General features: G+C 72.9%; 18 protein-coding genes. 11 read left to right on the top strand and 7 right to left on the bottom strand.

The window, feature by feature from the left end; all coding sequences use genetic code 11:
- Positions 1-62: 62 nt before the first annotated feature.
- A complete protein-coding gene (locus DEJ08_RS11885) occupies positions 63-1,349 on the bottom strand; it encodes a glycosyltransferase family protein (RefSeq protein WP_181438467.1) in 1,287 nt (428 codons plus the stop codon).
- Positions 1,350-1,487: 138 nt separating this feature from the next.
- Here DEJ08_RS11885 and DEJ08_RS11880 point away from each other — a divergent pair, with 138 nt between their 5' ends.
- A complete protein-coding gene (locus DEJ08_RS11880; RefSeq protein ID WP_071405761.1) occupies positions 1,488-3,974 on the top strand; it encodes a glycosyltransferase in 2,487 nt (828 codons plus the stop codon).
- The gene (locus tag DEJ08_RS11875; protein WP_111055272.1) at positions 3,971-4,717 is read left to right on the top strand and encodes a polyprenol monophosphomannose synthase; all 747 of its coding nucleotides are present in this window, start codon (positions 3,971-3,973) and stop codon (positions 4,715-4,717) included. Before DEJ08_RS11880 ends, DEJ08_RS11875 begins: the two co-directional genes overlap by 4 nt.
- A 94-nt stretch (positions 4,718-4,811) precedes the next feature.
- Here DEJ08_RS11875 and DEJ08_RS11870 read toward each other — a convergent pair whose 3' ends face one another.
- The gene (locus DEJ08_RS11870) at positions 4,812-6,113 is read right to left on the bottom strand and encodes an O-antigen ligase family protein (protein WP_146243540.1); all 1,302 of its coding nucleotides are present in this window, start codon (positions 6,111-6,113) and stop codon (positions 4,812-4,814) included.
- Between the two features lie 92 nt (positions 6,114-6,205).
- Between DEJ08_RS11870 and DEJ08_RS11865 the strand changes: the two genes are divergently transcribed.
- Positions 6,206-7,558 (top strand): hypothetical protein, encoded by a 1,353-nt coding sequence (locus DEJ08_RS11865; RefSeq protein ID WP_111055273.1) that lies wholly within the window; start codon positions 6,206-6,208, stop codon positions 7,556-7,558.
- A gap of 13 nt (positions 7,559-7,571) precedes the next feature.
- Here the strand turns inward: DEJ08_RS11865 and DEJ08_RS11860 are convergent, their stop codons facing one another.
- On the bottom strand, positions 7,572-8,951 hold the full coding sequence (locus DEJ08_RS11860) for an O-antigen ligase family protein (RefSeq protein WP_111055274.1): 1,380 nt from the start codon (positions 8,949-8,951) through the stop codon (positions 7,572-7,574).
- Between the two features lie 66 nt (positions 8,952-9,017).
- On the opposite strand from DEJ08_RS11860, the gene manA reads away from it, so the two are divergent.
- The 5 genes from manA to DEJ08_RS11835 all read left to right on the top strand — a co-directional run bounded on the left by manA (position 9,018) and on the right by DEJ08_RS11835 (position 16,232).
- Complete coding sequence (gene manA / locus DEJ08_RS11855; protein ID WP_111055275.1) at positions 9,018-10,226, top strand: mannose-6-phosphate isomerase, class I; 1,209 nt, start codon at positions 9,018-9,020, stop codon at positions 10,224-10,226.
- Between the two features lie 100 nt (positions 10,227-10,326).
- The gene (gene galE / locus DEJ08_RS11850) at positions 10,327-11,289 is read left to right on the top strand and encodes a UDP-glucose 4-epimerase GalE (protein ID WP_071405789.1); all 963 of its coding nucleotides are present in this window, start codon (positions 10,327-10,329) and stop codon (positions 11,287-11,289) included.
- 188 nt (positions 11,290-11,477) lie between these two features.
- Positions 11,478-11,810, top strand: a complete 333-nt coding sequence (locus DEJ08_RS11845) for a WhiB family transcriptional regulator (protein ID WP_081827389.1) — start codon at positions 11,478-11,480, stop codon at positions 11,808-11,810.
- 178 nt (positions 11,811-11,988) lie between these two features.
- Positions 11,989-14,826 (top strand): glycosyltransferase, encoded by a 2,838-nt coding sequence (locus DEJ08_RS11840; protein ID WP_111039892.1) that lies wholly within the window; start codon positions 11,989-11,991, stop codon positions 14,824-14,826.
- On the top strand, positions 14,823-16,232 hold the full coding sequence (locus DEJ08_RS11835) for a DUF5719 family protein (RefSeq protein ID WP_071405767.1): 1,410 nt from the start codon (positions 14,823-14,825) through the stop codon (positions 16,230-16,232). Before DEJ08_RS11840 ends, DEJ08_RS11835 begins: the two co-directional genes overlap by 4 nt.
- 22 nt (positions 16,233-16,254) lie before the next feature.
- Here DEJ08_RS11835 and DEJ08_RS11830 read toward each other — a convergent pair whose 3' ends face one another.
- A complete protein-coding gene (locus DEJ08_RS11830; protein ID WP_071405768.1) occupies positions 16,255-16,695 on the bottom strand; it encodes a metallopeptidase family protein in 441 nt (146 codons plus the stop codon).
- Between the two features lie 59 nt (positions 16,696-16,754).
- Between DEJ08_RS11830 and DEJ08_RS11825 the strand changes: the two genes are divergently transcribed.
- Positions 16,755-16,970 carry a DUF3499 family protein gene (locus DEJ08_RS11825; RefSeq protein ID WP_111039893.1) on the top strand — a complete coding sequence of 72 codons (216 nt, stop codon included), beginning with the start codon at positions 16,755-16,757 and terminating at the stop codon, positions 16,968-16,970.
- Between the two features lie 105 nt (positions 16,971-17,075).
- Complete coding sequence (gene ahcY / locus DEJ08_RS11820; protein ID WP_071405791.1) at positions 17,076-18,554, top strand: adenosylhomocysteinase; 1,479 nt, start codon at positions 17,076-17,078, stop codon at positions 18,552-18,554.
- Between the two features lie 124 nt (positions 18,555-18,678).
- Here ahcY and DEJ08_RS11815 read toward each other — a convergent pair whose 3' ends face one another.
- Positions 18,679-19,548 carry an RDD family protein gene (locus DEJ08_RS11815; RefSeq protein WP_111039894.1) on the bottom strand — a complete coding sequence of 290 codons (870 nt, stop codon included), beginning with the start codon at positions 19,546-19,548 and terminating at the stop codon, positions 18,679-18,681.
- Between the two features lie 42 nt (positions 19,549-19,590).
- Between DEJ08_RS11815 and DEJ08_RS11810 the strand changes: the two genes are divergently transcribed.
- Positions 19,591-20,589 carry a stage II sporulation protein M gene (locus DEJ08_RS11810; RefSeq protein WP_111055276.1) on the top strand — a complete coding sequence of 333 codons (999 nt, stop codon included), beginning with the start codon at positions 19,591-19,593 and terminating at the stop codon, positions 20,587-20,589.
- Between the two features lie 13 nt (positions 20,590-20,602).
- Here DEJ08_RS11810 and DEJ08_RS11805 read toward each other — a convergent pair whose 3' ends face one another.
- Both DEJ08_RS11805 and DEJ08_RS11800 read right to left on the bottom strand, forming a co-directional pair.
- Complete coding sequence (locus DEJ08_RS11805; protein ID WP_071405772.1) at positions 20,603-21,955, bottom strand: DUF58 domain-containing protein; 1,353 nt, start codon at positions 21,953-21,955, stop codon at positions 20,603-20,605.
- A complete protein-coding gene (locus tag DEJ08_RS11800; RefSeq protein ID WP_375334838.1) occupies positions 21,955-22,962 on the bottom strand; it encodes an AAA family ATPase in 1,008 nt (335 codons plus the stop codon). Before DEJ08_RS11800 ends, DEJ08_RS11805 begins: the two co-directional genes overlap by 1 nt.

Here is a 22,962-nt window from a genome sequence, read left to right as displayed (position 1 = left end):
CGGGAGGCCCGGTACCAGCTGGTACCGGGCCTCCCGTCCGTCGTGGGTCGCGTCGACCGCCGTCAGCGGCGCACGCGCCGCGCCATCAGGCCGACGCCGTGCAGCAGCCGGTACTCGGGGGAGCGCGTGAGGCCCTCGAAGCGGGCCGCGATCTGGTCGCGCTCCGCCTCGGCCAGGCGACGGGCGGTGTCGTACGCGCCGACCTTCTGCTCCGACTCGACCAGGCGGGCATTGATGTCGTGCACGCCGGCCAGGTGGACGTCGCGGTCGTGCTCGGTCTGCCGGAGTGTCTCGCGCTGGGCGGTGGCCCACCGCAGGAACGCGCCACGCTCGCCGCTCCGGCCCGAGGCGGCGGCGACCGCGGCGTCGAGCGACGGACCGACCTGCTCGGCTCGGCTGCGGAAGGAGTGCCGCTCGACCACGACGGCGCGGAGCCGGGCGACCAGGGCGGTGCGCTCGTCGCGGGGCATCGCGAGCACGCGCTCGAGGGAGTCGGCGTCGTCGAACACCGGCACGTCGGACAGGCCGAGCTCGTCGAGCCCGAGCGCGCAGTCGGTGACCGGCAGCGCCCCGGACGCGAGCGACTCGTACAGGCGGGAGTTCAGGGTGCCGTACTCGGCGGCCGGCTCGATGACGTCGTCGACCACGAAGCCGGCGGCACGGTAGACCTCGGGCAGGGCGAAGTAGGACACGGCCGGGCGGAGCTCGACGCCCGCGGAGGCCTCGACGTGGTCGACGTTCGCGGCGAACCAGACGATCGGTTCGGCCGGGGCGACCTCGGCGAGGACGTCCTGCACACGGCGGCGGACGCCCCAGAAGTTGACGGTGGTCACGGCGCGGTCCGTGCGCTCGCGCGGTGCGGGGGCGTCGGTCGTGAACAGCTCGGTGTCGACGCCGATCGGCACCACCTCGACGGGGCCGGAGTACGCGGCCGCGATCGCGTCGCGGGCGATCCCGGACGACGTCCAGACCGCGTCGAACTCGTCGAGGTACGGCAGGGCTGCCCACTTGGCGGTCCAGTTCCGCACCCACGCCACCAGGGCGGTGCCGGCTGGGACGTACCCGGGCACGAAGGACTCGATCATGCTGACCACGACGGCGGTGTCGGCGGGGAGTTCCTCGCCCCAGCGCTCGAGCGGCCACATCGCGACGCCCCAGCCCTCGGCCCGGAGCGCTCGTGCCAGCCCGAGCGCGACGAACAGGTCGCCCTTGCCCTCGGCCGGGTCGGCGGTCGACACCGCGAAGCGGATCGTGCCGCGGGGGCCCTCGGCGTGCTCGTCGGCCGCGAGGGCCGCGTAGTCCTCGCGGAGGGGAGAGGACATGGGGGTGCTCGGGATCACTGCGGTCACGCACGCCATTCTGCACGAATCCGCAGCGGCGGCAGGGAGTCGCTGGGCGCGCCTTGTAGGGTGTCATCGGCCCGCGGCACCCCGTCGGCCGACCCATCGACCCGCGCCCGGTGCGCGGCAGCTGCTGGAGGAACTCGCGTGACAGAGCGCAAGCCGGGAGTCGTGTCCGTCATCCTCGTGAACTACAAGGGCACGGACGACACCCTGACGAGCATCGCGGAACTCCGCAAGCAGGACTGGCCGCAGGACAAGCTCGAGGTGATCGTCGTCGAGAACGGTTCGGGCCCCGAGCACCTCGGGCGTCTGAAGGCCTCGAGCCTCGACTTCACCCTGATCGACGCTGGCGCGAACCTCGGGTTCACCGGCGGGTGCAACCTCGGCGTCGAGAAGTCCTCCGGCGAGGTCGTGGCGTTCCTCAACAACGACGCCCGCCCGGACACCGGTTGGGTGCGCGAGGCGATGGCCACCTTCGCCTCCGGTGCCGACATCGGCGCCGTCGCCTCGAAGGTCCTCGACTGGGAAGGCGTCAACGTCGACTTCACCGAGGCCGCGATGACCTGGTACGGCATGGGCTACAAGCCCTTCGCCGGGTCGCCGGACACCGGCCGGTGGGAGAGCGAGACCGACGTCCTGTTCGGCACCGGCGCCGCGATGTTCATCCGCGCCGAGCTCTTCGAGCAGCTCGACGGCTTCGACGACCGCTACTTCATGTTCTACGAGGACGTCGACCTCGGCTGGCGGCTCAACCTGCTCGGCTGGCGCTTCCGGTACCAGCCGAAGTCGGTCGCGTTCCACAAGCACCACGCGTCGATGAACAAGTTCGGCGACTTCCGCGAGACCTACCTGCTCGAGCGGAACGCGCTGTTCACGCTCTACAAGAACCTCGGTGACGAGCAGCTCGCCGCGGCGCTGCCCGGTTCCCTGGCGCTCGCCGTCCGCCGTGCCGTGGGCCGCGGGGAGCTCGACTCCACCGAGCTCGACCTGCGCAACCCCGGCGACGACAGCGTCCCGACGATCCCGGTGCCGAAGACGAGCATGGCGGGCATCTACGGCGTCGACCAGTTCGTCGAGCAGCTGCCGTCGATGACCGAGTCCCGCCGCCAGATCCAGGCGACCCGCGTCCGGTCCGACCGCGAGCTCCTCCGCCTGTTCGGCAACCGCGACGAGCCCGCCTACCCGATCGAGAACTACCTGGCCGGCTACGACAAGATCGTGCACTCCCTCGGCGTGCTCGAGGTCGGTACCCGTCGCCGCGTCCTCATCATCACGGGCGACTCGATCGGCGCGAAGATGGCCGGTCCGGCGATCCGGGCCACGCAGATGGCCAAGCAGCTGGCGTCCGAGCACGACGTCCGCGTGGTCAGCCTGACCCGTTCGTCGCCGATCGACCCGTCGTACGAGGTCGTCACGGTCCCGCACCGTCACCCGCGCCAGATGGTCGAGCACGAGGGCTGGGCCGACGTCATCATCGTGCAGGGCCACGCGCTCCGGCTGTTCCCGGTGCTCGAGTCGACCAGCAAGATCCTGGTCGTCGACGTCTACGACCCGCTGCACCTCGAGCAGCTCGAACAGGGCCGCAGCGACGACGTCGACAAGTGGAACCGCCAGATCCTCGACGCCTCGGACACGCTGAACCACCAGCTCGAGCTCGGCGACTACTTCATCTGCGCCTCCGAGCGCCAGCGGATGTTCTGGCTCGGGCAGCTCGCCGGCTCCGGCCGTGTGAACGCCCGCACGTACTCGCGCGACGCTGACCTGCGCTCGCTCATCGGCGTCGTGCCGTTCGGCCTGTCCTCGACGCCGCCGGTCCACGACCAGCAGCGCGTCAAGGGTGTCGTGCCGGGCATCGGCAAGAACGACAAGCTCGTCGTCTGGGGCGGTGGGATCTACGACTGGTTCGACCCGATCACCCTGGTCCGCTCGATCGCCCAGCTCGCCGAGCGCCGTCCGTCGGTGAAGCTCTTCTTCATGGGCGTGCAGCACCCGAACCCCGACGTCCCCGAGATGGACATCGTCGCGAAGGTCCGCGCCGAGGCCGACGCCCTCGGTCTCACCGGCAAGCACGTGTTCTTCAACGACCAGTGGATCCCGTACGAGGAGCGCGGCGCCTACCTGCTCGAGGCCGACGCCGGCGTCTCGACGCACTACGAGCACCTCGAGACCACCTTCTCGTTCCGCACCCGCATCCTCGACTACCTGTGGGCACGTCTGCCGATCGTCACGACGGCCGGCGACTCGTTCGGTGACCTCGTCGCAGAAGAGAAGCTCGGCATCGCGGTGCACGAGCAGGACATCGACGGTCTGGCCACCGCGCTCGAGACGGCGCTCTTCGACAAGAAGGCCCGCACCGAGTTCATCGGCAACGTCGACCGCGTGCGCGAGCAGTTCACGTGGGAGAACGTCCTCGCCCCGCTCGTCGAGTTCTGCCGGAACCCGATCCGCGCTGCGGACAAGTCGGTGCGCGACACCGCGTCGTCGATCGAGCCGCACAAGATGCGCGTCCGCGTCCCGGAGCGCAAGAAGCTCTCCGGCGTCCGCTACGACCTCGGCCGTGCCGTGCACTACCTGCGCACCGAGGGCCCCCGCAGCGTCGCCGGCAAGGTGAAGCGGCGCCTGAACCGGTGACCCCGGGGGAGACCACCGCCCTCGTCATCGTCCCGACGTACGACGAGGCCGAGAACATCCGTGCGATCACTGCCGCCGTGCTGGCGGCGGTGCCCGGTGCCCACCTGCTCGTCGTCGACGACGGCAGCCCGGACGGCACCGGGGACATCGTGCGGTCCCTGGCGGCCGCGGACGACCGGGTGCACCTGCTGCAGCGCTCCGGCAAGCTCGGGCTCGGCACGGCGTACGTCGCCGGTTTCCGGTGGGGTCTGGAGCGCGGGTACCCGCTGCTGGTCGAGATGGACGCCGACGGCTCGCACCCGGCCGACCGGTTGCCGGCCCTGGTCGACGCCGTGACCGCGTCCGACGACGTCCTGCTCGCCATCGGGTCCCGCTGGGTCCCCGGTGGGTCGGTCGTCGACTGGCCGCTCCGGCGCCAGGCGCTCAGCCGCGGGGCCAACACCTACGCCCGCCTGGCGCTCGGGCTCGACGTGCGGGACATCACCGCCGGCTACCGCGTGTACCGCTCGTCGGCGATCGCGCGGATGGACCTCGGGTCGGTGGACTCGAAGGGGTACTGCTTCCAGGTGGACATGACGCTGCGCGTGGATGCCCTCGGTGGCCGCATCGTCGAGGTGCCCATCCGCTTCCGCGACCGCGTGCACGGCGTCTCCAAGATGAGCCGGTCCATCGTCCTCGAGGCGATGCTCCGCGTCACCCAGTGGGGCGTGCAGCGCCGCGTCGGTCGCCGCACGCGCCCGTAGCGCGCGCGCCCGGAACGCTGGCGCGACGGCCTGGAGGCGCGGTGCGGGGCAGCCACGGGCCTCCAGGCCGGCCGTGGGTCGCGCCGTACCGCCGCTACACGCGCGGCAGGTGCCGACGCCAGGAGCGGCGCCGCGCGGCGATCACGAGGACCGTCACGAAGAACATCAGGCCCGCGCCGTGCAGCAGGTAGCTCTCCGCCGTGCTGGTGACCGCGAGCAGCACGAGCACGGCGGCCGGCCACACGTACGCCACCCCGGGGAACGTCGTCGCCGTGACCCAGGCACGCGCGAACGCGAGCAACGCGGTGATGCCGAGGATGAGCGTGCCCGCGAACCCGATCTGCAGCCAGGCGTCCACGAAGGCGTTGAGGCCCGAGGTGAACCGGACGCCGGCGGGGTCGATGAGCGTGACGTAGGGCACGACGGGCTCGGTCGGCCACGTGCCCACCCAGCCCCAGCCCTGGATCGGGTAGCGCTCCACCAGGACCCGGATCTGCGACCACAGGTCCGTCCGGGTGGCCGTGCCACCGGCCGCCCCGATCTCGGCGAGCAGGCGGTGCCGGGCGAGCACCCCGACGGCCAGCGTCAGCAGGACGACCGCACCGAGGACGCCGTTGACCACCGGTCTGGTCGCCGGTCGTGCGTGCCGGAGTGACCAGAGCGCCAGCGCGGTGACGGCGAGCGCGATCATCGCGAGCCCGGTGATGGGGGACTGCACGAGCATCAGGGCGATCACGGCGAGCGAGGTCGAGGCGATCGCGCGCCAGACCGTGACCGACCGGGTGAGGAACTCGACCACGAAGGTGACCAGGGCCATCGCGGCGATGAAGCCCATGAAGTTGCGGGTGCCGCCGATGCCCTGGATCGGGCCGCCGTACGCGATGTCGCCGCGGATGCCGAACGCCGGGAACGGGACGTCGAGGACCAGGCCGGACAGGACCTCGAGCCCGAGGGCCGTCACGAGCAGGATCCGGAAGGCGTCGCCCGAGGCCCGGATCACCTGCACCAGGTCGCGGCCGAGGGCCAGGTACAGCCCGAGGCCGATGAAGCACACGGTCTGCACCAGTCCGCGGAGCGCCACCCAGGAGTACTCGCTCCAGAGCACGCTCAACGCGCAGTACCCGACGAAGGCCAGCAGCGAGAGGGGGAGGACCCCGTGCCACTCGATCCGGTAGCGCTGGCCGAGCAGGCTCAGCCCCGCGAGCACGAACAGCGTCACGAGCACCGCCCAGGTCCCCGCCCGGCCGACGAGGGCCTCGACGGTCGGCTGGCCGAACCCGAACAGCACGATGACCGTCGCGAGCGCCTGGCTGAACCGTCCACCGGCCGAGAAGCCGATCCAGGCGGAGAGGTACCGGCGCCCGAGCACCTGTCTGCTCACCCGGCCGTCCGTCACGCGTCCATCTTGGCGCACGACCTTGTGACGAGCACACCGCATCGCGGTGTGGCTGTATCGACGATGCGCGATGACCGAACTATCCTCACCGGATGGACCTCGCGCGCAGGGTCGCCGGCGTCCCCCTCGTCGCGGTCGTCGTCGGCCTGCTCACGACCGCCCTGGCCTGGTACCGGCTCGGCCCGGTGCCGCGGAACACCGTCTGGGCCGAGGACGGTGGCGTGTTCCTGCGCGAACGGATCGCGATGGGGCCCGTCGACACCCTGCTGCACCCCTACGCCGGGTACGTGCACCTGCTGCCCCGGCTCATCGTCGACCTCGGGTACGCGCTGCCGCCCGAGCGGTACGCGCAGGTGGTGGCGCTCGCTGCGTGCTCGGTCGTCGGCGGGGTCTGCGCCCTGGTGTTCGTGCTGTCCCGCGACGTCGTCCGCCCGTGGCCGTTGCGGCTGGTGCTCGCCGCCGTCCCCGTCGTCCTGCCGCTCGCCCCGTACGAGATCAGCGGCAACGCGGCGAACCTGCACTGGTTCCTGCTCGTCCTGGTGCCGTGGGTCTTCGCGTGGCGTGCTCGGTCGTGGTGGGCGGCCGGGGCACTCGCCGTGGTCGCGGGTGCGGCCGTGCTCACGGAACCGCTCACCGCGCTGTTCGCGCCCCTGCTGCTCCTCGCCTGGACGCCCCGTGGACGTGCGCCCGGACCGGCCGGCCGGTGGACCGCGCTGCCGGTCACGCTCGTCGTGGTCGTCGCCCTGGCGGTGCAGGGCGTGACGACCCTGACGAGTCCGCGCGCCCTCGCCACGGGGTCGCCGGCGGCGCGCGACGTGCTCGCGGGGTACCTGCTGCGTCCGGTGGCGGGTGCCTGGGACCCGGACCTCGGTGCTGTGCTGACGGCGGTGGTCGAGCACGGCTGGGCGGTGGTCGTGGTGCCCGCAGCCCTGCTGCTCGTCGTCCTGGTGGCGGCCGTCGTGGTCGGGCCGGCGCGCACGCGGTGGATGGTCGCAGCCCTCGCCGTCGGCTCCGTCGCGGTGTGGTGGGTGGCCCTGCTCGCCAACGGCGGCGACGGCCTCCGCTGGTCGGCGCCGGTCGCCGCGATGGCCGCCGTGCCGCCGCAGCGCTACGCCGCGGCCGCCGGCCTGCTGCTGGTGAGCGCCGCGGTGGTCGCCGCCGCCACGCTCGTGGACGCCCGCAGCAGGTCGCGTGCTGCCGGACGGACGGGAGGCCCTGGTCGCCTCGTCGGCGCGCTGGCCGGTTGGTGCGTGGTCACCGCCGTCGTCGCGTCGGCGGTCCTGCACGTCGCGCCGACGGACACGCGGCGGAGCGACGGGCCGGTGTGGGCGGGGCAACTGCCGGCGGCGGTGGCGGCGTGCGACGCGGACCCGACGCTCGAGGTCGCCCGGGTGAAGTCGAACCCGTGGTCGTCCCCGGTGTCGTGCTCGTGGCTGTCGCGCTGAGGGAGCGTGCGGGTCAGCGCGTGCCGGCCCAGCGGAACTCGCGCTTGGCGGGCGGCGTGCGCGGACCGTCGCCGGTGGACACCGGTTCCTCGCCGGTCAGCACGATGCGCGTCTTGATGGCGAGCAGGGCGAAGAGCACCCAGTTCCCCTGGTAGAGCAGGCGGGACTCGGCGACGGACTGCACGAGCAGGGCGACGACGACCAGGAGCGGCAGGAGCGACACCGGGTCGAACGACCGCGGACGCAGCGCGGCGTCGTACCCGATGCGGGTCGCGCAGGCCCACGAGCGGGACAGCGTCGTGACCACGTAGATCGCGAAGAGCACCAGGCCGATGATCCCGGTCTGCATCCAGACGTCCAGGTAGGCGTCGTGGGCCTGCAGGTACGTGACGCCCTTGCGCTGCGCCAGGTCGGCGAGCGTCGGGATGCCCGGCCACCAGTACCCGATCCAGCCCCAGCCGCCCACGGGGTGCTGGTCGATCAGGCCGAGGACCTTGGCCCAGATCTCCCCGCGTCCGGTGGCGTCCGAGCCCTTGCCGAGCAGCTCGGACACCGGGCCGCGCAGCACGAACGCGGCGACGGCGACGGCGACGGCACCCACCGCCAGCAGCAGGTAGCGCGGGGTGCGGCGCTCGGTCGGGACACGGCGCATCCAGACGGCGGCGAGTGCGACCACGGCCACCACGAGTGCGGCGGCGATGACCGTCGACGAGCGGGTGAGGACGAAGCCGAGTGCCGCGACGACGAGCCAGCCGATCGCCTGGTTCCGGCGGATCCGACCCTCGGCGAACTGCACGGCGACCACGATCGCGACCAGCAGGGCCACCATCGCGAGCAGGTTGGCGTTGCCGGGCAGCCCCTGGATCCGGCCCCCGGTGAAGAGCTCGGCGCGCGAGAAGTAGAAGGCGTCGGGGACGTCGCGGTCGCCGTAGTCCGTCCAGATCGGGGCGATCGGGTGCCGGACGAACACCGCGACGGCGGCCTCGAACAGGAGCGAGAGCATCAGGACCCAGCGGAGCGCGAGGCTCAGGGCGTCGGTGATCCGGCGCCACGTCAGGGTCGAGGCGATCGTGAACGCGACGGCCGCGCAGATCACCTGCACGGTCAGGCTCGAGATCGTCGCGAAGCGCCAGTGCGACCACACCAGGGTCACCAGGCACCAGCCGAGGAACGCCCAGAGCGCCCAGGGAGTGCGGACGAGCGGTGGCCTCGCCCGGACCAGGATCGTGATGCCCCACGCCGCGACGAGGGCCCAGAGGACGCCGGCCCCGACCCAGGTCAGGGTGTTCGGCACGGCGTCGCCCGCGAACAGCACGAACAGGGTCGTCGCTCCGAAGGCGAACGCCTCGCGCTCCGGTACGGTCCCGCGCGCCAGTGGCCAGGTGTTCGTCACGACGCCAGGCTACCGGCCGGTCGCCGTCCGCAGGACTCCACCGGCAGCGCCGGTAGGCTCGGGCCCATGTTCCTCGGCATCACGAACACCCCCCGCGACTACGCCTGGGGCTCGGTCACCGCGATCCCGGAGCTTCTCGGCCGCACCGTCACGGGTGCCCCGCAGGCGGAGCTCTGGCTCGGCGCCCACGCCGGCAGCCCCAGTGTCGTGGTCAACCCGGCCATGGTCGGCGGGGCCGACACGCTCCGCGACTGGATCGCCGACGAGCCGGAGACCGCACTCGGTCCGGACCGCACCGGCCTGCCCTTCCTGCTCAAGGTGCTCGCCGCTGCGGCACCGCTCTCGCTGCAGGCGCACCCGACCCCGGAGCAGGCAGAAGAGGGCTTCGCCCGCGAGGAGCGCGAGGGGATCCCGCTCGACGACCCGGCCCGCAACTACAAGGACCCGTTCCCGAAGCCCGAGCTCGTCGTCGCGCTGAGCGAGCGGTTCGAGGCGCTGAGCGGCTTCCGCCCGGTCGAGGAGACCCTGGCCGAGGTCCGCGTGCTCGACGCCGGTACCGGCCGCCTCGGTCCGCTCGAAGTGCACCTGCTGCACGGGCTCGAGGACACCGTCCGCTGGCTCGAGACCGCCGACGAGTCCGCGCTCGCCGTGGTGCAGGCCGCGAGCGACCTGGCCGTCTCGCTCGACGACGACCTGCTCACCCCGAACACCGCGACCGTCCGCGACCTGGCGACCAGCTGGCCCGGCGACCCCGGCATCGTCGTCTCCCTGCTCATGCACCGGGTGACGCTCACCGCGGGGCAGGCCATGTACCTGCCCGCCGGCAACATCCACGCGTACCTCGACGGACTCGGCATCGAGCTGATGGCGCCGTCGGACAACGTGCTGCGCGGCGGGCTCACGCCGAAGCACGTCGACGTGCCGGAGCTCCTGCGGGTGCTCGACTTCACCGCGTACCCGGCACCGGTCCTCGAGCCCGAGCGCATCGCCCAGGGTGTCGACCGGTTCGCGCCGGACGGCGTCGGTTTCGCGCTGCTGCGGGTGGACGGCGACGGTCGCCCGGTGGGACTGAGCACCGGCGGGGTCGCCCCGCTCGTGGGGCCGTCGATCGCGATCTGCACCGAGGGCGTCGTCACGCTCGTCGGCGCGCAGTCGGCGACCCTGCTCCGCAAGGGCGAGTCGTGCTTCATCACCCCGGACGAGGGCGACGTGACGGTCGAGGCGGACTCCTCCGACGGCATCACGTCGACCGTGTTCATCGCCACCGGCGCCTAGGGGCGCGGACCGGCACCGGGACCGGCGCGGGGCCGCACGCCGCGGCGTGGACCCGCACACCGCCACCGGGGCGTCGCCGACGTCCGCTAGCGTGGCGACCATGAGTTGGCTGGTCACCGGCGGTGCCGGGTACATCGGGTCCCACGTCGTCCGAGCACTGCGCTCGGCCGGCATCGACACGGTCGCGTTCGACGATCTGTCGAGCGGTTTCCGCGCGTTCGTCCCGGACGACGTGCCGTTCGTCGAGGGCACGATCCTCGACGGCGAGCTCGTCGCACGCACGCTGCGCGAGCACGAGGTCACCGGCGTGGTCCACGTCGCGGGGTTCAAGTACGCCGGCGTCTCGGTCGAGCGCCCGCTGCACACCTACGAGCAGAACGTCACCGGCATGGCGACCCTGCTGCGCGCGATGGCCGAGACCGGCGTCACCAAGGCGGTCTTCTCGTCCAGCGCGGCGGTCTACGGCACGCCGGACGTCGAGACCGTGGTCGAGTCCACCCCGAAGAACCCGGAGTCGCCGTACGGCGAGTCGAAGCTCATCGGCGAGTGGCTGCTGCGCGACATGGAGGTCGCCGCGGGCTTCACCACCACGTCGCTCCGGTACTTCAACGTCGTCGGTTCGGGGGAGCCCGACCTGTACGACGCCAGCCCGCACAACCTGTTCCCGCTGGTCTTCGACGCGCTGCTCGCCGGCCGGACCCCGCGGATCAACGGCGACGACTACGCCACCCCGGACGGCACCTGCGTCCGCGACTACGTGCACGTGGCCGACCTGGCGCACTCGCACGCGGTGGCCGCGCGGAAGCTCGAGGCGGGGGAGCCGCTCGAGCGTGCCTACAACCTCGGCAGCGGCGACGGCGTGAGCGTCCGGCAGATCATGGACGCGATGGCGTCGGGCACCGGGATCGCCTTCGACCCCGAGATCGCACCGCGGCGCCCCGGCGACCCGGCCCGAATCGTCGCGACCGGCGAAGCCGCCGCCCGTGACCTCGAGTGGGCCATGCGGCACTCCCTGGACGAGATGGTGTCGAGCGCCTGGGAGGCCCGTCGCAGCGCCTCCTGAGCGCCTGAGGACGAGTCAGTTGTCCCCCGGAAGGCCCACCCGAGCGGTGCGACACGCCCAAACGGGGGACATGACACGCTGGAGCGGTCAGTGCCTTCTATGATCCGCGACTTGACTCAGGCGAATGACACCGCTGTAATTACAGGCAACGGCCGCAAGAGTTGGGGTTCGTTGTCGAGGCGGCAGGGGTGATCAGGGTGAACGGTTCCGAGTTCCACGCCGGAGTTCCGGAGGACTGGCACGTCGATCCCGTGGCGCTCGGCGTCCCGGGTGTCCGACGTCCGGAGACCGACGACGAGGAGAACCCGCTCGCCTGGCAGGTCGACTCGCTCTGCGCGCAGACCGACCCCGAGGCGTTCTTCCCCGAGAAGGGCGGCTCCACGCGCGAGGCGAAGAAGATCTGCACCTCGTGCGAGGTCCGGGCACAGTGCCTCGAGTACGCGCTCGAGAACGACGAACGCTTCGGCATCTGGGGTGGCCTCTCCGAGCGGGAACGCCGGAAGTTGCGGAAACGGGCGTAGGAGCGTTCACGGCGCGCCAGCGCCGTGCGACTGCGCCCCTGAGGAGCCTGCGACGAAGGCGCCGGAAGGCGACCACCTCCGCCCGTCCCGCACCGCGCAGTGAGCGCATCCAAAGGTTCACGGCGCGCCGCCGTCCGCAGCCGACACCGCGCCTCCAGACCGTAGAGTGACGCCCGTCATGCAGCCCAGAGTCACCGCGATCCTCGTCGCCGCCAACGGGGCGGCCCACCTCGACCGGACCCTGGACGCGCTCGCCGCCCAGACCCGCCACCCCGAGAACCTGGTGGTCGTCGACGTCGGCACGACCGACGGATCGACCGCCGAACTGTCCTTCGGCGGGTCCGCGCAGCTCGTCCGGCTGCCCGCCGGTACCGCGTTCGGTGACGCCGTCCGCCAGGGCGAGCGCAGCGCGCCGCCCGCCGCGACCGACGAGCCGGTCGATGAGTGGCTGTGGGTCCTCGGCCACGACAACGCGCCGGCACCGACCGCGCTCGCCGACCTGCTGTCCGCCGTCGAGATCGCGCCCTCGGTCGTCGTCGCCGGTCCCAAGCTCGTCGCCGACGACGACCCCTCGCTCATCCGCGCCTTCGGCGAGAGCATGACCCGCTTCGGCCGGTCGATCGTGCTGGTGCAGGACGAGCTCGACCAGGGCCAGCACGACCGCAACACCGACGTGCTCGGCGTCGCCGCGGGCGGCATGCTCGTACGCCGCTCCGTCTGGAACGAACTCGGCGGCTTCGACCCGGCGCTGCCGGACGTCGACGCGGCCCTCGACTTCTCGGTGCGGGTCCGCCTGGCCGGACACCGCGTCGCCCTCGTGCCGGAGGCCAAGGTCACCAGCGCCGGGCCGATCGAGGAGTTCGGTCGCAAGCGCGTGTCCGAGGCGCGGCGCGTCCGGATGCACCGGCAGGCGCAGCTGCACCGCCGGATGACGTACGCGCCCGCCGCGCTGGTCTGGCTGCACTGGCTCACACTCGTGCCGTTCGCGATCGGCCGCGCGCTCGGTCACCTGGTCGCGAAGCACCCCGCCGCCGTGGTCCCCGAGCTCTCCGCCGCGTTCGCCGTCGCGTTCGGCGGCGGCACGGGACGTGCGCGCAAGAACCTCGCCCGCACGAAGAAGCTCGGCTGGGCCGCCGTCGAACCGCTCCGCGTGAGCTGGCGTCGGGTGCACGAGCACCGCACCACCTCCCGGGACGTCGAACTCGCCCGGGCGGAGGACGCCCCGATCGCCCGGGCGTCGTTCCTCAGCGACGGCGGCATCTGGGTGGTCCTGGCCGCGGCGGTCCTCAGCGTCGTGACGCTCTACCCGCTGCTCGGGTCGCCGGCCCTGACCGGCGGGGGACTCCTGCCGCTCTCCGCGACGCCGGGACAGCTCTGGCAGAACGTCGGGTACGGCTTCCACTCGCTCGGTACGGGCTTCACCGGCCCGTCGGACCCCTTCGCCGCGGTGCTCGCCGTGCTCGGCTCGATCGTGTTCTGGTCGCCGTCCACCGCAGTCGTGCTCGTCATGCTCGTCGCGTTCCCGCTGTCCGCACTGGGGGCCTGGTTCGCGGTCCGCAAGGTCACGACCCGCACCTGGGTGCCGGTCATCGGTGCGTCGCTGTACGCGATCGCCCCGTCGCTCGTCGGAGCCGTTACGACCGGACACCTCGGCGCCGTGATCGCGCACCTGGTGCTGCCGTGGCTGTTCGTCGCCGTGCTCGAGGCGCACCGCTCGTGGGCCTGGGCCTCGGGAGCGTCGCTCCTGTTCGCCGTCGTCGCCGCCTCGGCGCCGTCGCTGCTGCCGGTCCTGCTGGTCGGCTGGCTCGTCGCGCTCCTGGTCGGCTGGCGCCGGGCCCACCGTCGTCTGTTCATCCCGGTGCCGACCGCGGTGCTCTTCCTGCCGCTGATCCTGGCGCAGGCCGCACGCGGCAACCTGCTCGCGGTGTTCGCCGACCCGGGTGCGCCGTCCGCGACCCGGGCGCCGTCCGCGCTCCAGCTGGCCATCGGACAGCCCCTGCCCGACTGGAGCGGCTGGCTCCCCGCGACGTCCGGACTCGCGCTGGTCGCCACGGTCCTGCCGATCGTGATGGCCGTCCTCGCGCTCCCCGTGGCCGCCGCCGCGATCGGGGCGATGCTCGGCCACCGCTGGGCGGTCGCGGGCTCGGCGCTCGTCATCGCGCTCCTCGGCTTCGCCACGGCCTTCGCCGCCACCCACGTCACGGTCACCGGTGTCGGGTCGACCACCACCATCGTCTGGCCCGGCAGCGGTCTGTCCGTGTACTGGCTCGCCCTCGTGGTCGCGGCCTGCATCGGCATCGACGTGCTGCCGAAGGCCGCTCCGGTCACCGGGCTGGTCGCGACCGTGCTCGCCGGTGTGGCCGTGGCTCCGGCCTTCGCGGCGTTCTACCTCGGCACCGCCACGATCGAGCCGACCACCGGCCGGGTGCTCAGCGCGTACGTGAACGCCGAGGCCCAGGCGAACCCGGACGTCGGCACGCTCGTGGTCGTCCCGCAGGACGACGGTTCGCTCGCCGTCACGCTCGAGCGCGGGCAGGGCTCCACCCTCGACGACCAGTCGACGCTCGACGCCACCGCACTCCGGCTGAGCGAGTCCGGCGCACGGCTGACGACGCTCGCCGGCAACCTGGCGAGCCGCAGCGGGTACGACCCCCGGCCGGCGCTCCGCGAGCTCGGCGTGAGCTTCGTGCTCATCGACGACGCCGGTGACGACCCCGAGGCGCAGACCGTGCACGACCGGGCCGCCGGCGCGATCGGTCAGAACGCGCTCTTCACGAGCATCGGCGAGACCACGAACGGTCAGCTGTTCCACTACGAGGGCGAGGTCGACCGCACCCGCTCCGGCTCCGCGGCGACCCAGGCCACCCACGTGCTGTACCTCGTCGTGCTCGGCGTGGTCTTCGGCGCCGCAGCACTCCTCGCGGTCCCGACGGCCCCCCGCCGCCGCCGTGCCACCTCGAACGTCATCGAGGCCGAGGAACCCGCCACCACCTTCGACGAGGAGCGCGACGAATGAGCACCAACCCCTCCTCGGTCCGGCGCTGGATCGTCCGCGGCACCGCCACGGCCGTCGCCGTCGTCGTCGCCGCGGGTGCCGTCACCGCGGCCCACGCCATCGGCACCGAGTCCGAACCCGGTCGACCGGCCGGACGCACCGTCACGCCGGTCCCCGCGGCCGCCGAGCGTGTCTGCGCCGGCAGTGCGCTGCGCCTGTCCGACGACGCCGGCAACGACGCGACGCAGGCGAGCACCGTCGGCACCGCGACCGTCGCGACCGCGACGACCGGTTCGACGGTCGAGCGGTCCTCGCTCGACTCCTCGACCACCGGCGGCAGCGACCCCCGGCTCCTGACGGCCCCCGCTGGTGAGACGACGCCGCAGGTCGCGGGCAGCAGCTTCCAGAGCGTCTCGAGCGGCGACCTGGTGGGGGCGGGCGCCGCCTCGTGCGACGACCCGACCCAGTCCACGTGGCTCGTCGGCGGCTCGACGGAGACCGGTCGGACGAGCCTCGTCACGCTCTCGAACCCGACCGACGTGAACGCCACGGTCGACCTGACGATCTTCGACGGCTCGGGGACGGTCAGCGCACCCGGGACCACCGGCATCGTCGTCGCGCCGAACACGCAGAAGGTCGTCCCGCTGTCGGGCTTCGTGTCCGACGCCGCCTCGACCGTCGTGCACGTCACGTCGTCCGGCGGCCAGATCGTCGCGCACATGCAGGAGTCCGTCGTCCGCACCCTCACCCCGGGCGGCTACGACATCGTCTCCGGTGGGGCCGCGCCGTCCCGCTCGCAGGTCATCCCCGCCGTCGCCCTCGCCGACGCGCAGGCCGCCCAGCGCGGCGACGACACGGCCGACGCGGCGCCGATCGTCCGGCTGTTCGTCCCCGGCACGAAGTCGGCGCGCGTCACCCTCGGCATCAGCACGGCCGACGGCGGCGGCACGACCGTCAACGCCACCGCAGAGCCCGGGGTCGTCACCGACGTCGCGCTCGACGACTTCCCGGACGGCCGGTACTCGTTCACCGTCACCTCGACCGAGCCGGTCGTCACCGGTGCGCGCACCACGACGCCGACCGACGGGGCCAGCAGCGGCACCGACCTCGGGTGGTTCGCCTCGGCCGAGCCGCTGGGCGACCGGACGATCACCGCCATCGCCCCGGGCGAGGGCGTGCGGCTGAACTTCGTGAACCCCACCCGCCAAGACCGCTCCGTCACGGTGCGGTCGGGCGACGAGCGGCGCACGCTGAAGATCCTGTCCGGCGCGACCGTGACGCTCCCGGTGCAGACCGCGAAGCAGCTCACGCTGACCGGGACGGAGGGCATCGTCGCGGGCGTGACCTACCGCGGGGCCGACGGCATCGCCGGGTTCCCGGTGCGTCCGGCCACCGACGTCTCCACCCCGGTCCGCGTCTACCCCTGACGGGCGGCTCGATCAGCCCGGCTCACCAGTGCCGGTAACGGTCCGGCGCCAGGTCCCAGGGGTCCTTGCCGATCAGCTCGCCGACCGCGCGGAACACCGCGGTCTCGATGATGATGCGGCGGTCCGAGTCGTCCTTCTCGGGGCTCCGGTTCACCCGCTCGACGGGGATCCGGAAGACGGTCACGCGGCGGGTGTCGCGGTCGATCCGCCAGCGCGGCATCTCGTCCGGCAGGGTCGTGTCGCTCGGCATGTCCGCCACCTGGAACACGACGCCGGAGAGCTCCTCGGGCCAGAGTCCGAGCAGGTAGTGCGCGCTGTCGCCGACGATCCGGTCGAACGCCTCGGCGCGGGTGATGATCGGCGCGAGCTCGGGGCCGGTGACGCTCGAGCGCCCACCGCGGCCGTGCCGGGAGCGCCCTCGACCGCGGTCGACCGGGGTGACGAGGCGAGGCTTCCGACGCATCCCCACATCGTACGCGGGGACGGGTGCGCGCCGGACGCTCCGCTAGGCTCCCTGTCGAGATGGACGTGCGGATCTGCAGCAAGGTGGCGTGTGCCAACAGCGCTTCGTCGACCCTGACGTACGACTACGGCGACTCCATGGTGGTCGTCGGTCCGCTGTCGACCAGGGTCGAGCCGCACGGCTACGACCTCTGCGCCCGGCACGCTGCCGCCCTGCGCGTCCCGCGCGGCTGGCAGGTGGTGCGGCGCGAGCCGCTCCCGCGCGACGCCGACTGACGGCTCACGTTCGCGACGTGGGTGCGGGGGTCGGTCTGGAGGCCCGGGGAACGTGACCGGGATCGGCTGGTGATCCGCGCCTCCCGGCATGGAAGACTGGTGGGCATGCCCACCGAAACCCGCACCGCTGCTGCGTTCCGCGTCGCCGACCTGTCCCTCGCCGAGGCCGGCCGGCACCAGATCCGCCTCGCCGAGAACGAGATGCCGGGCCTGATGTCCCTGCGTGACGAGTTCGCCGCGTCGCAGCCGCTCGCCGGCGCGCGCATCGCCGGGTCCCTGCACATGACGGTGCAGACCGCGGTGCTCATCGAGACGCTCGTCGCCCTCGGCGCGCAGGTGCGCTGGGCCAGCTGCAACATCTTCTCCACCCAGGACGAAGCCGCGGCCGCCGTCGCCGTCGGACCCACCGGCAGCCCGGACGCCCCCGCCGGCGTCCCGGTGTTCGCGTGGAAGGGCGAGACGCTCGAGGAGTACTGGTGGTGCACCAGCCGCATCTTCGACTGGAGCGACGAGGCCGCCGCGGCGGGTGCCGACTGGACCGGACCGAACCTGATACTCGACGACGGCGGCGACGCCACGATGCTCGTGCACACGGGTGCCGACGCCGAGGCGGCCGGTGCCGCCCCGGTCGCCGAGCCGGACGCGAGCACCGAGTGGAAGATCGTGCTCGACACCGTCGCGCGGTCGCTCGAGACGTCCTCCGACCGCTGGACCCGCATCGCGGCCGACATCCAGGGCGTCACCGAGGAGACCACCACGGGCGTCCACCGCCTGTACGAGCTGTTCCGGAACGGCGAGCTGAAGTTCCCGGCGATCAACGTGAACGACTCGGTGACGAAGTCGAAGTTCGACAACAAGTACGGCATCCGGCACTCGCTGCCCGACGGCCTGAACCGGGCCACCGACGTGCTCATCGGTGGCAAGGTCGCCTTCGTCGTCGGCTACGGCGACGTCGGCAAGGGTGCGGCCGAGGCGCTCCGCGGGCAGGGTGCCCGCGTCATCGTCAGCGAGGTCGACCCGATCTGCGCGCTGCAGGCGGCGATGGACGGCTACCAGGTCGCGCGCCTGGCGGACGTCGTCGACACCGTCGACATGGTCATCACGTGCACCGGCAACCTGGGCGTCGTCGGGGTCGACGAGATGCTCGGGCTGAAGCACCTGGCGATCGTGGCGAACGTGGGGCACTTCGACAACGAGATCGACATGGCGGGGCTCGAGGCGCTGCCCGGCGTCTCGAAGGTCGAGATCAAGCCGCAGGTGCACGAGTGGCGGCTGCCGACCGGTCGGTCGATCCTGGTGCTGTCCGAGGGACGGCTCATGAACCTCGGCAACGCGACCGGGCACCCGTCGTTCGTGATGAGCAACTCGTTCACGAACCAGGTGCTCGCGCAGATCGAGCTGCACACGCGGCGCGAGGAGTACCCGACCGGCGTGTACGTGCTGCCGAAGCACCTGGACGAGAAGGTCGCGCGCCTGCACCTCGACGCACTCGGGGTGCAGCTGACGTCGCTGCGTCCGGAGCAGGCGGCGTACATCGGTGTGCCGGTCGAGGGGCCCTTCAAGCCGGACCACTACCGCTACTGAGCGCGGCGGGGCGGCCTGGGGCCGGCGGAACCTGGTTCCGGACACAGCACCGTGGATCTCCGCGGTGCTGTGTCCGTTTCGCAGTGTTGCGAGGGGGCAGTCAGCCCGGGCGCCGCGGTGCGCGTCAGCGCGGGAAGCCGGGCGGGGGCGCCGCCGCCGTCGCACCCGCGGCGGTGAGCAGTTCGGCGCGGGCACCCAGCGCCCGGACGTCCCGACGACGCCGCAGCACGACGACCCCGGCCAGGAAGACCTCGGGCGGGACGGGCGGCACCGGGTGTGCGAACGCGGACACCTCGGCCGCCAGGGTCTGCGCCGCCGCCTCGCGCAGTTCGGGGCGCATCAGCGCAGCCCCGCGGAAGAACGCACCGAGGCGGTTCTCCAACCGCTGCGGCAGCGCCGAGACGTCCGCGACACCGGCCCAGGCCGTCAGCTCCGGGGGCAGCAGCACCTCGGGGTCCCGCTGCTTCGGCAGGCGCTCGTGCTGCACGATCGTCCCCGCCAGCAGGTCCCCGAGGCGCCGCGGCCGGCTGCCGAACAGCGCGACGAGCAGGGCGACCGAGCCGAACGTCATCCAGAGCTCGAACAGGCCGACGAGCGACCGCGTGAAGGCGTGCCGGAAGCCGATCGCGCCGCCGTCGAGCCGGACGACGCGGGTGCCGGTGGCGAACCGTCCGACGCTCCGCCCCTTCGTCACGGTCTCGACCGCCGCGGGAACCAGGACCAGCACGACGACGAGCAGCACGATGTTGAGCGCAGCACCCCAGGCCGGCTCGAGCCCCCTCGGCCAGAGCCGCCAGACGCCGAACAGCGCGAGCACGAACAGGACGAGGACGCACAGGCCGTCCAGCAGCGCGGCCGCGAGCCGCAGCACGAGTCCGGCGGGTTGGACGTCGAGCGCGACGCCCTCGCCGACCACGAGCTCGTCGGCGGTCTCGTCGAGGTCGCGCGAGAACCGGGCGTCGGCGAGGTCACGCGGCGTGCGGGGCTTCGGCATGGGATCATTCTGTCGGAGATCGCGCGACCTGAGGGGGAACACGTGGACCTGGATGCCTACACCGAGGTGCACCGTGACCGGTGGCAGGAGCTCGACCGTCTGGCGCGTGCCCGGCACCGGTCCGGTGCGGACGTCGATCGGCTCGTCGCCGGCTACCAGGAGGCCGCGACCGACCTCGCCCGCATCCGGGGCGCAGCACCGCGCACCGTGACCGGCGACCGGCTCTCGCTGACGCTGTTCCGCGCCCGTCTGCGCTTCACCGGCACGCCCGTCGACCCCTTGACCGCCGTCGCCCTGTTCTTCACGCGGCAGCTGCCCGCGGCGCTCTACCGGATCCGCTGGGTGACCATCTGGGTCGCGCTCGCGACGGTGGCGATCGGGGCGATCGTCGCGGTCTGGATCACCACCACGCCGGGTGCGACGGCGACGTTCGGCAGCGAGGAGGCCCTGCGCCGGTACGCCACGCAGGACTTCGTCGACTACTACTCCGACCGTGGCCTCGGGGCCTTCACCGCGCAGGTCTGGACGAACAACGCCTACATCGCCGCGACGATGGTGGCGTTCGGCATCACCGGGGTCTTCGTGCCGTTCTCGATCATGCAGAACGCCGTCAGCCTCGGGGTCTCCGCGGCGATCATGCACTCCCAGGGCCGCCTGGCCGACTTCTTCCTCTACATCTCCCCGCACGGGCAGCTTGAGCTCTACTCGGTGTTCCTCGCGGGCGGTGCGGGGCTGATGATCTTCTGGTCGTGGGTGGCACCGGGACCCGGACGGACGCGCGCCCAGGCCCTCGCCGAGGACGGCCGTGCGCTCATCACCATCGCGATCGGTCTGACCCTGACCCTGCTGCTGTCCGGCATCGTCGAGGGCGTGGTGACGCGGCAGGACTGGCCGTGGCCGATCAAGATCGGCATCGGCACCCTCGCCCTGGTCGCGGTGCTCGCCTACCAGTGGGTGCTCGGCGGCCGCGCGTACCGAGCGGGGGAGCGCGGCGACCTCGAGGAGTTCGAGCGCGGCTCCACCGCCCTGGTGGCCGGCTAGGGCCTGCCCCGGTTCAGAGCCGGCCGGTGGCCTTCGCCCGGATGTAGGCGTCCGCGACGAGCGGCGGGACGTCCGCCGGTGCGCCGCGCACGACCTCGGCGCCGGAGCGCCGTGCGACGTCGGCCGCACCGTCCGCGTCGAGCAGGGTGCGTTCGGCGGCCGCGCGTCGGTAGACGTCGCGCTCCGCGCCGGTCGGGAGGCCCGGCACCTTTCCGCCCCGCGCCGTGCGGATCGCCGTGGTCGGGTCCACCCCGCCGCGCGCCATCCGCTGGACGGCCGGGTCCTCGATGCTCGTCACGACGACCGCGTGCCGTCGGGACAGCCGGGGGAGCACGGCGAGCAGGTCGCCCGAGGCGCCGACGGAGTCGAGGCTCGAGGCGAGGACGACCATGGCGCGCGAGGTCGTGATCGAGTCGACGAGTGCGGGCACGGATGCCCAGTCGGTCGCGGCGAGCCCGGGTTCGGCCATCGCGAGTGCCTCGCCGAAGCGCTGCACGACGTCGGTGCGGGTGGCGCCGTGCACGCGGTCGTGTGCGGTGTCGTCGAGGACCACCAGGTCGACGCGGTCACCGGCGGCTGCCGCGAGGGCACCGAGGAGCAGCGCCGACTCGATGAACGTGTCGAGTCGGGGTTCGTCGGCGACGCGGCCGGCACCCGCCCGGCCCGCGTCGACCACGACGACCACGCGTCGGTCGCGTTCCGGACGCCAGGTGCGGACGACGAGGTCCTGCCGCCGCGCGGTGGCGCGCCAGTCGATCGACCGCACGTCGTCGCCGCGCACGTAGTCGCGCAGCGAGTCGAACTCGGTGCCGTGCCCGCGGAGCTGCAGCGTGGTCTCGCCGTCGAGCTCGCGGAGCCGTGCCAACCGTGACGGCAGGTGCCGCCGGGAGCGGAACGGCGGCGTCACGACGAGTTCGCCCGGTGCTGCGACGACCCGCTGCCGTGCGGCGAGGCCCAGGGGACCGAAGGACCGCACGGCGACCCCGGTGGTGCGGCGTCGACCACGACGGAACGGTGTGAAGCGCATCCGGGCCGTCCGTCGCTCCCCGGCGGGGACCGTCATCCGGATCCGACGGGGACGGTGGCCGGCCGACGGCTCCCACATGTCGCGGACCACACCGCGGACCGTCCGGGAGCCGTCGTTGGCGAGCACGAGGGTGCCGTCCGCGGTGCTGTCGCGTCGAGCGAGCCGGGGCATCCGCCGCTCCACGCGGACCCGTCGCAGGTCGGCGGCGAGCACGACGTCGAGCGCCGCGGCGAGCAGCACCACCCCGACCCACGCCAGACCGGCCCACCCGCTGCCGAGCAGCACGGTGGGCACGAGGGCGACGGCGAGGAGCGCGACGAACCGGCCGGAGACCGCCACTAGATCGGCACCCGCACCTGCTCGAGCACCTGCTGGAGCACGCCGTCGGCACCGACGCCCTCGAGCTCGGCGTCGGCGGCGACCCGCAGGCGGTGCCGCCAGACCGGCAGGGCCATGGCCTGCACGTGGTCCGGGGTGATCGCGTCGTAGCCGGTGAGCCAGGCCCAGGCCTTGGCGGCCGCGAGCAGTGCCGTCGCTCCGCGGGGGCTCACCCCGACGCGGACGGACGGTGCCTGCCGGGTGGCCCGGGCGAGGTCGACGATGTACGCGAGCACGTCGTCGCGGGCCCCGACGCCGCGGACGGCACGCTGCGCACGGACGACCTCGTCGACGCCGACCACCGGGGTGATGCCGGCCGACCGGACGTCGCGCGGGACGAACCCGTCGGCGTGGCGCCGGAGCACCTGCCACTCGACGTCGCGCGGCGGGATGTCGAGCGTCAGCTTCATCAGGAACCGGTCGAGCTGCGCCTCGGGCAGCGTGTAGGTGCCCTCGAACTCGATCGGGTTCATCGTCGCGGCGACGAAGAAGGGGTCGGGCAGGGCCCGGGCGTCGCCGTCGACGCTCACCTGGCGTTCCTCCATCGCCTCGAGCAGGGCCGACTGGGTCTTCGGCGGCGTGCGGTTGACCTCGTCGGCGAGCAGGACGTTCGTGAAGACGGGGCCCTCGCGGAACGGGAACGTGCCGGTCGAGGCGTCGTAGACGAGCGACCCGGTGACGTCGCCGGGCATCAGGTCCGGTGTGAACTGGATGCGCTTCGTGTCGAGCGTCATCGCGGCGGCGAGGCTGCGGACGAGCAGGGTCTTCGCGACACCGGGGACGCCCTCGAGCAGCACGTGCCCCTGTGCGAGGAGTCCGACGATCATGCCGGAGACCGCGCCCTCCTGGCCGACGACGGCCTTGGCGACCTCGGTGCGGACCCGGCCGAACGCGTCGCGCAGGTCGGAGCCGGCCGCGGTCGCCGGGTCGTGCTCCGGTGCGGTGTGCTCGGTGGTGGCAGGGGGCAG

Origin of the sequence: Curtobacterium sp. MCLR17_054, assembly GCF_003234335.2 — a bacterium.
Classification (GTDB): Bacteria; Actinomycetota; Actinomycetes; order Actinomycetales; family Microbacteriaceae; genus Curtobacterium; species Curtobacterium flaccumfaciens.
This window is presented reverse-complemented; position numbering and strand designations above follow the sequence as displayed.

Coding starts and splice junctions, on each gene's coding strand:
- DEJ08_RS11830 (WP_071405768.1), bottom strand. CDS start 16,695: ATGCGTCGGAAGCCTCGCCTCGTCACCCCGGTCGACCGCGGTCGAGGG.
- ahcY (WP_071405791.1), top strand. CDS start 17,076: ATGCCCACCGAAACCCGCACCGCTGCTGCGTTCCGCGTCGCCGACCTG.
- DEJ08_RS11815 (WP_111039894.1), bottom strand. CDS start 19,548: ATGCCGAAGCCCCGCACGCCGCGTGACCTCGCCGACGCCCGGTTCTCG.
- DEJ08_RS11835 (WP_071405767.1), top strand. CDS start 14,823: ATGAGCACCAACCCCTCCTCGGTCCGGCGCTGGATCGTCCGCGGCACC.
- manA (WP_111055275.1), top strand. CDS start 9,018: ATGTTCCTCGGCATCACGAACACCCCCCGCGACTACGCCTGGGGCTCG.
- galE (WP_071405789.1), top strand. CDS start 10,327: ATGAGTTGGCTGGTCACCGGCGGTGCCGGGTACATCGGGTCCCACGTC.
- DEJ08_RS11840 (WP_111039892.1), top strand. CDS start 11,989: ATGCAGCCCAGAGTCACCGCGATCCTCGTCGCCGCCAACGGGGCGGCC.
- DEJ08_RS11825 (WP_111039893.1), top strand. CDS start 16,755: ATGGACGTGCGGATCTGCAGCAAGGTGGCGTGTGCCAACAGCGCTTCG.
- DEJ08_RS11865 (WP_111055273.1), top strand. CDS start 6,206: ATGGACCTCGCGCGCAGGGTCGCCGGCGTCCCCCTCGTCGCGGTCGTC.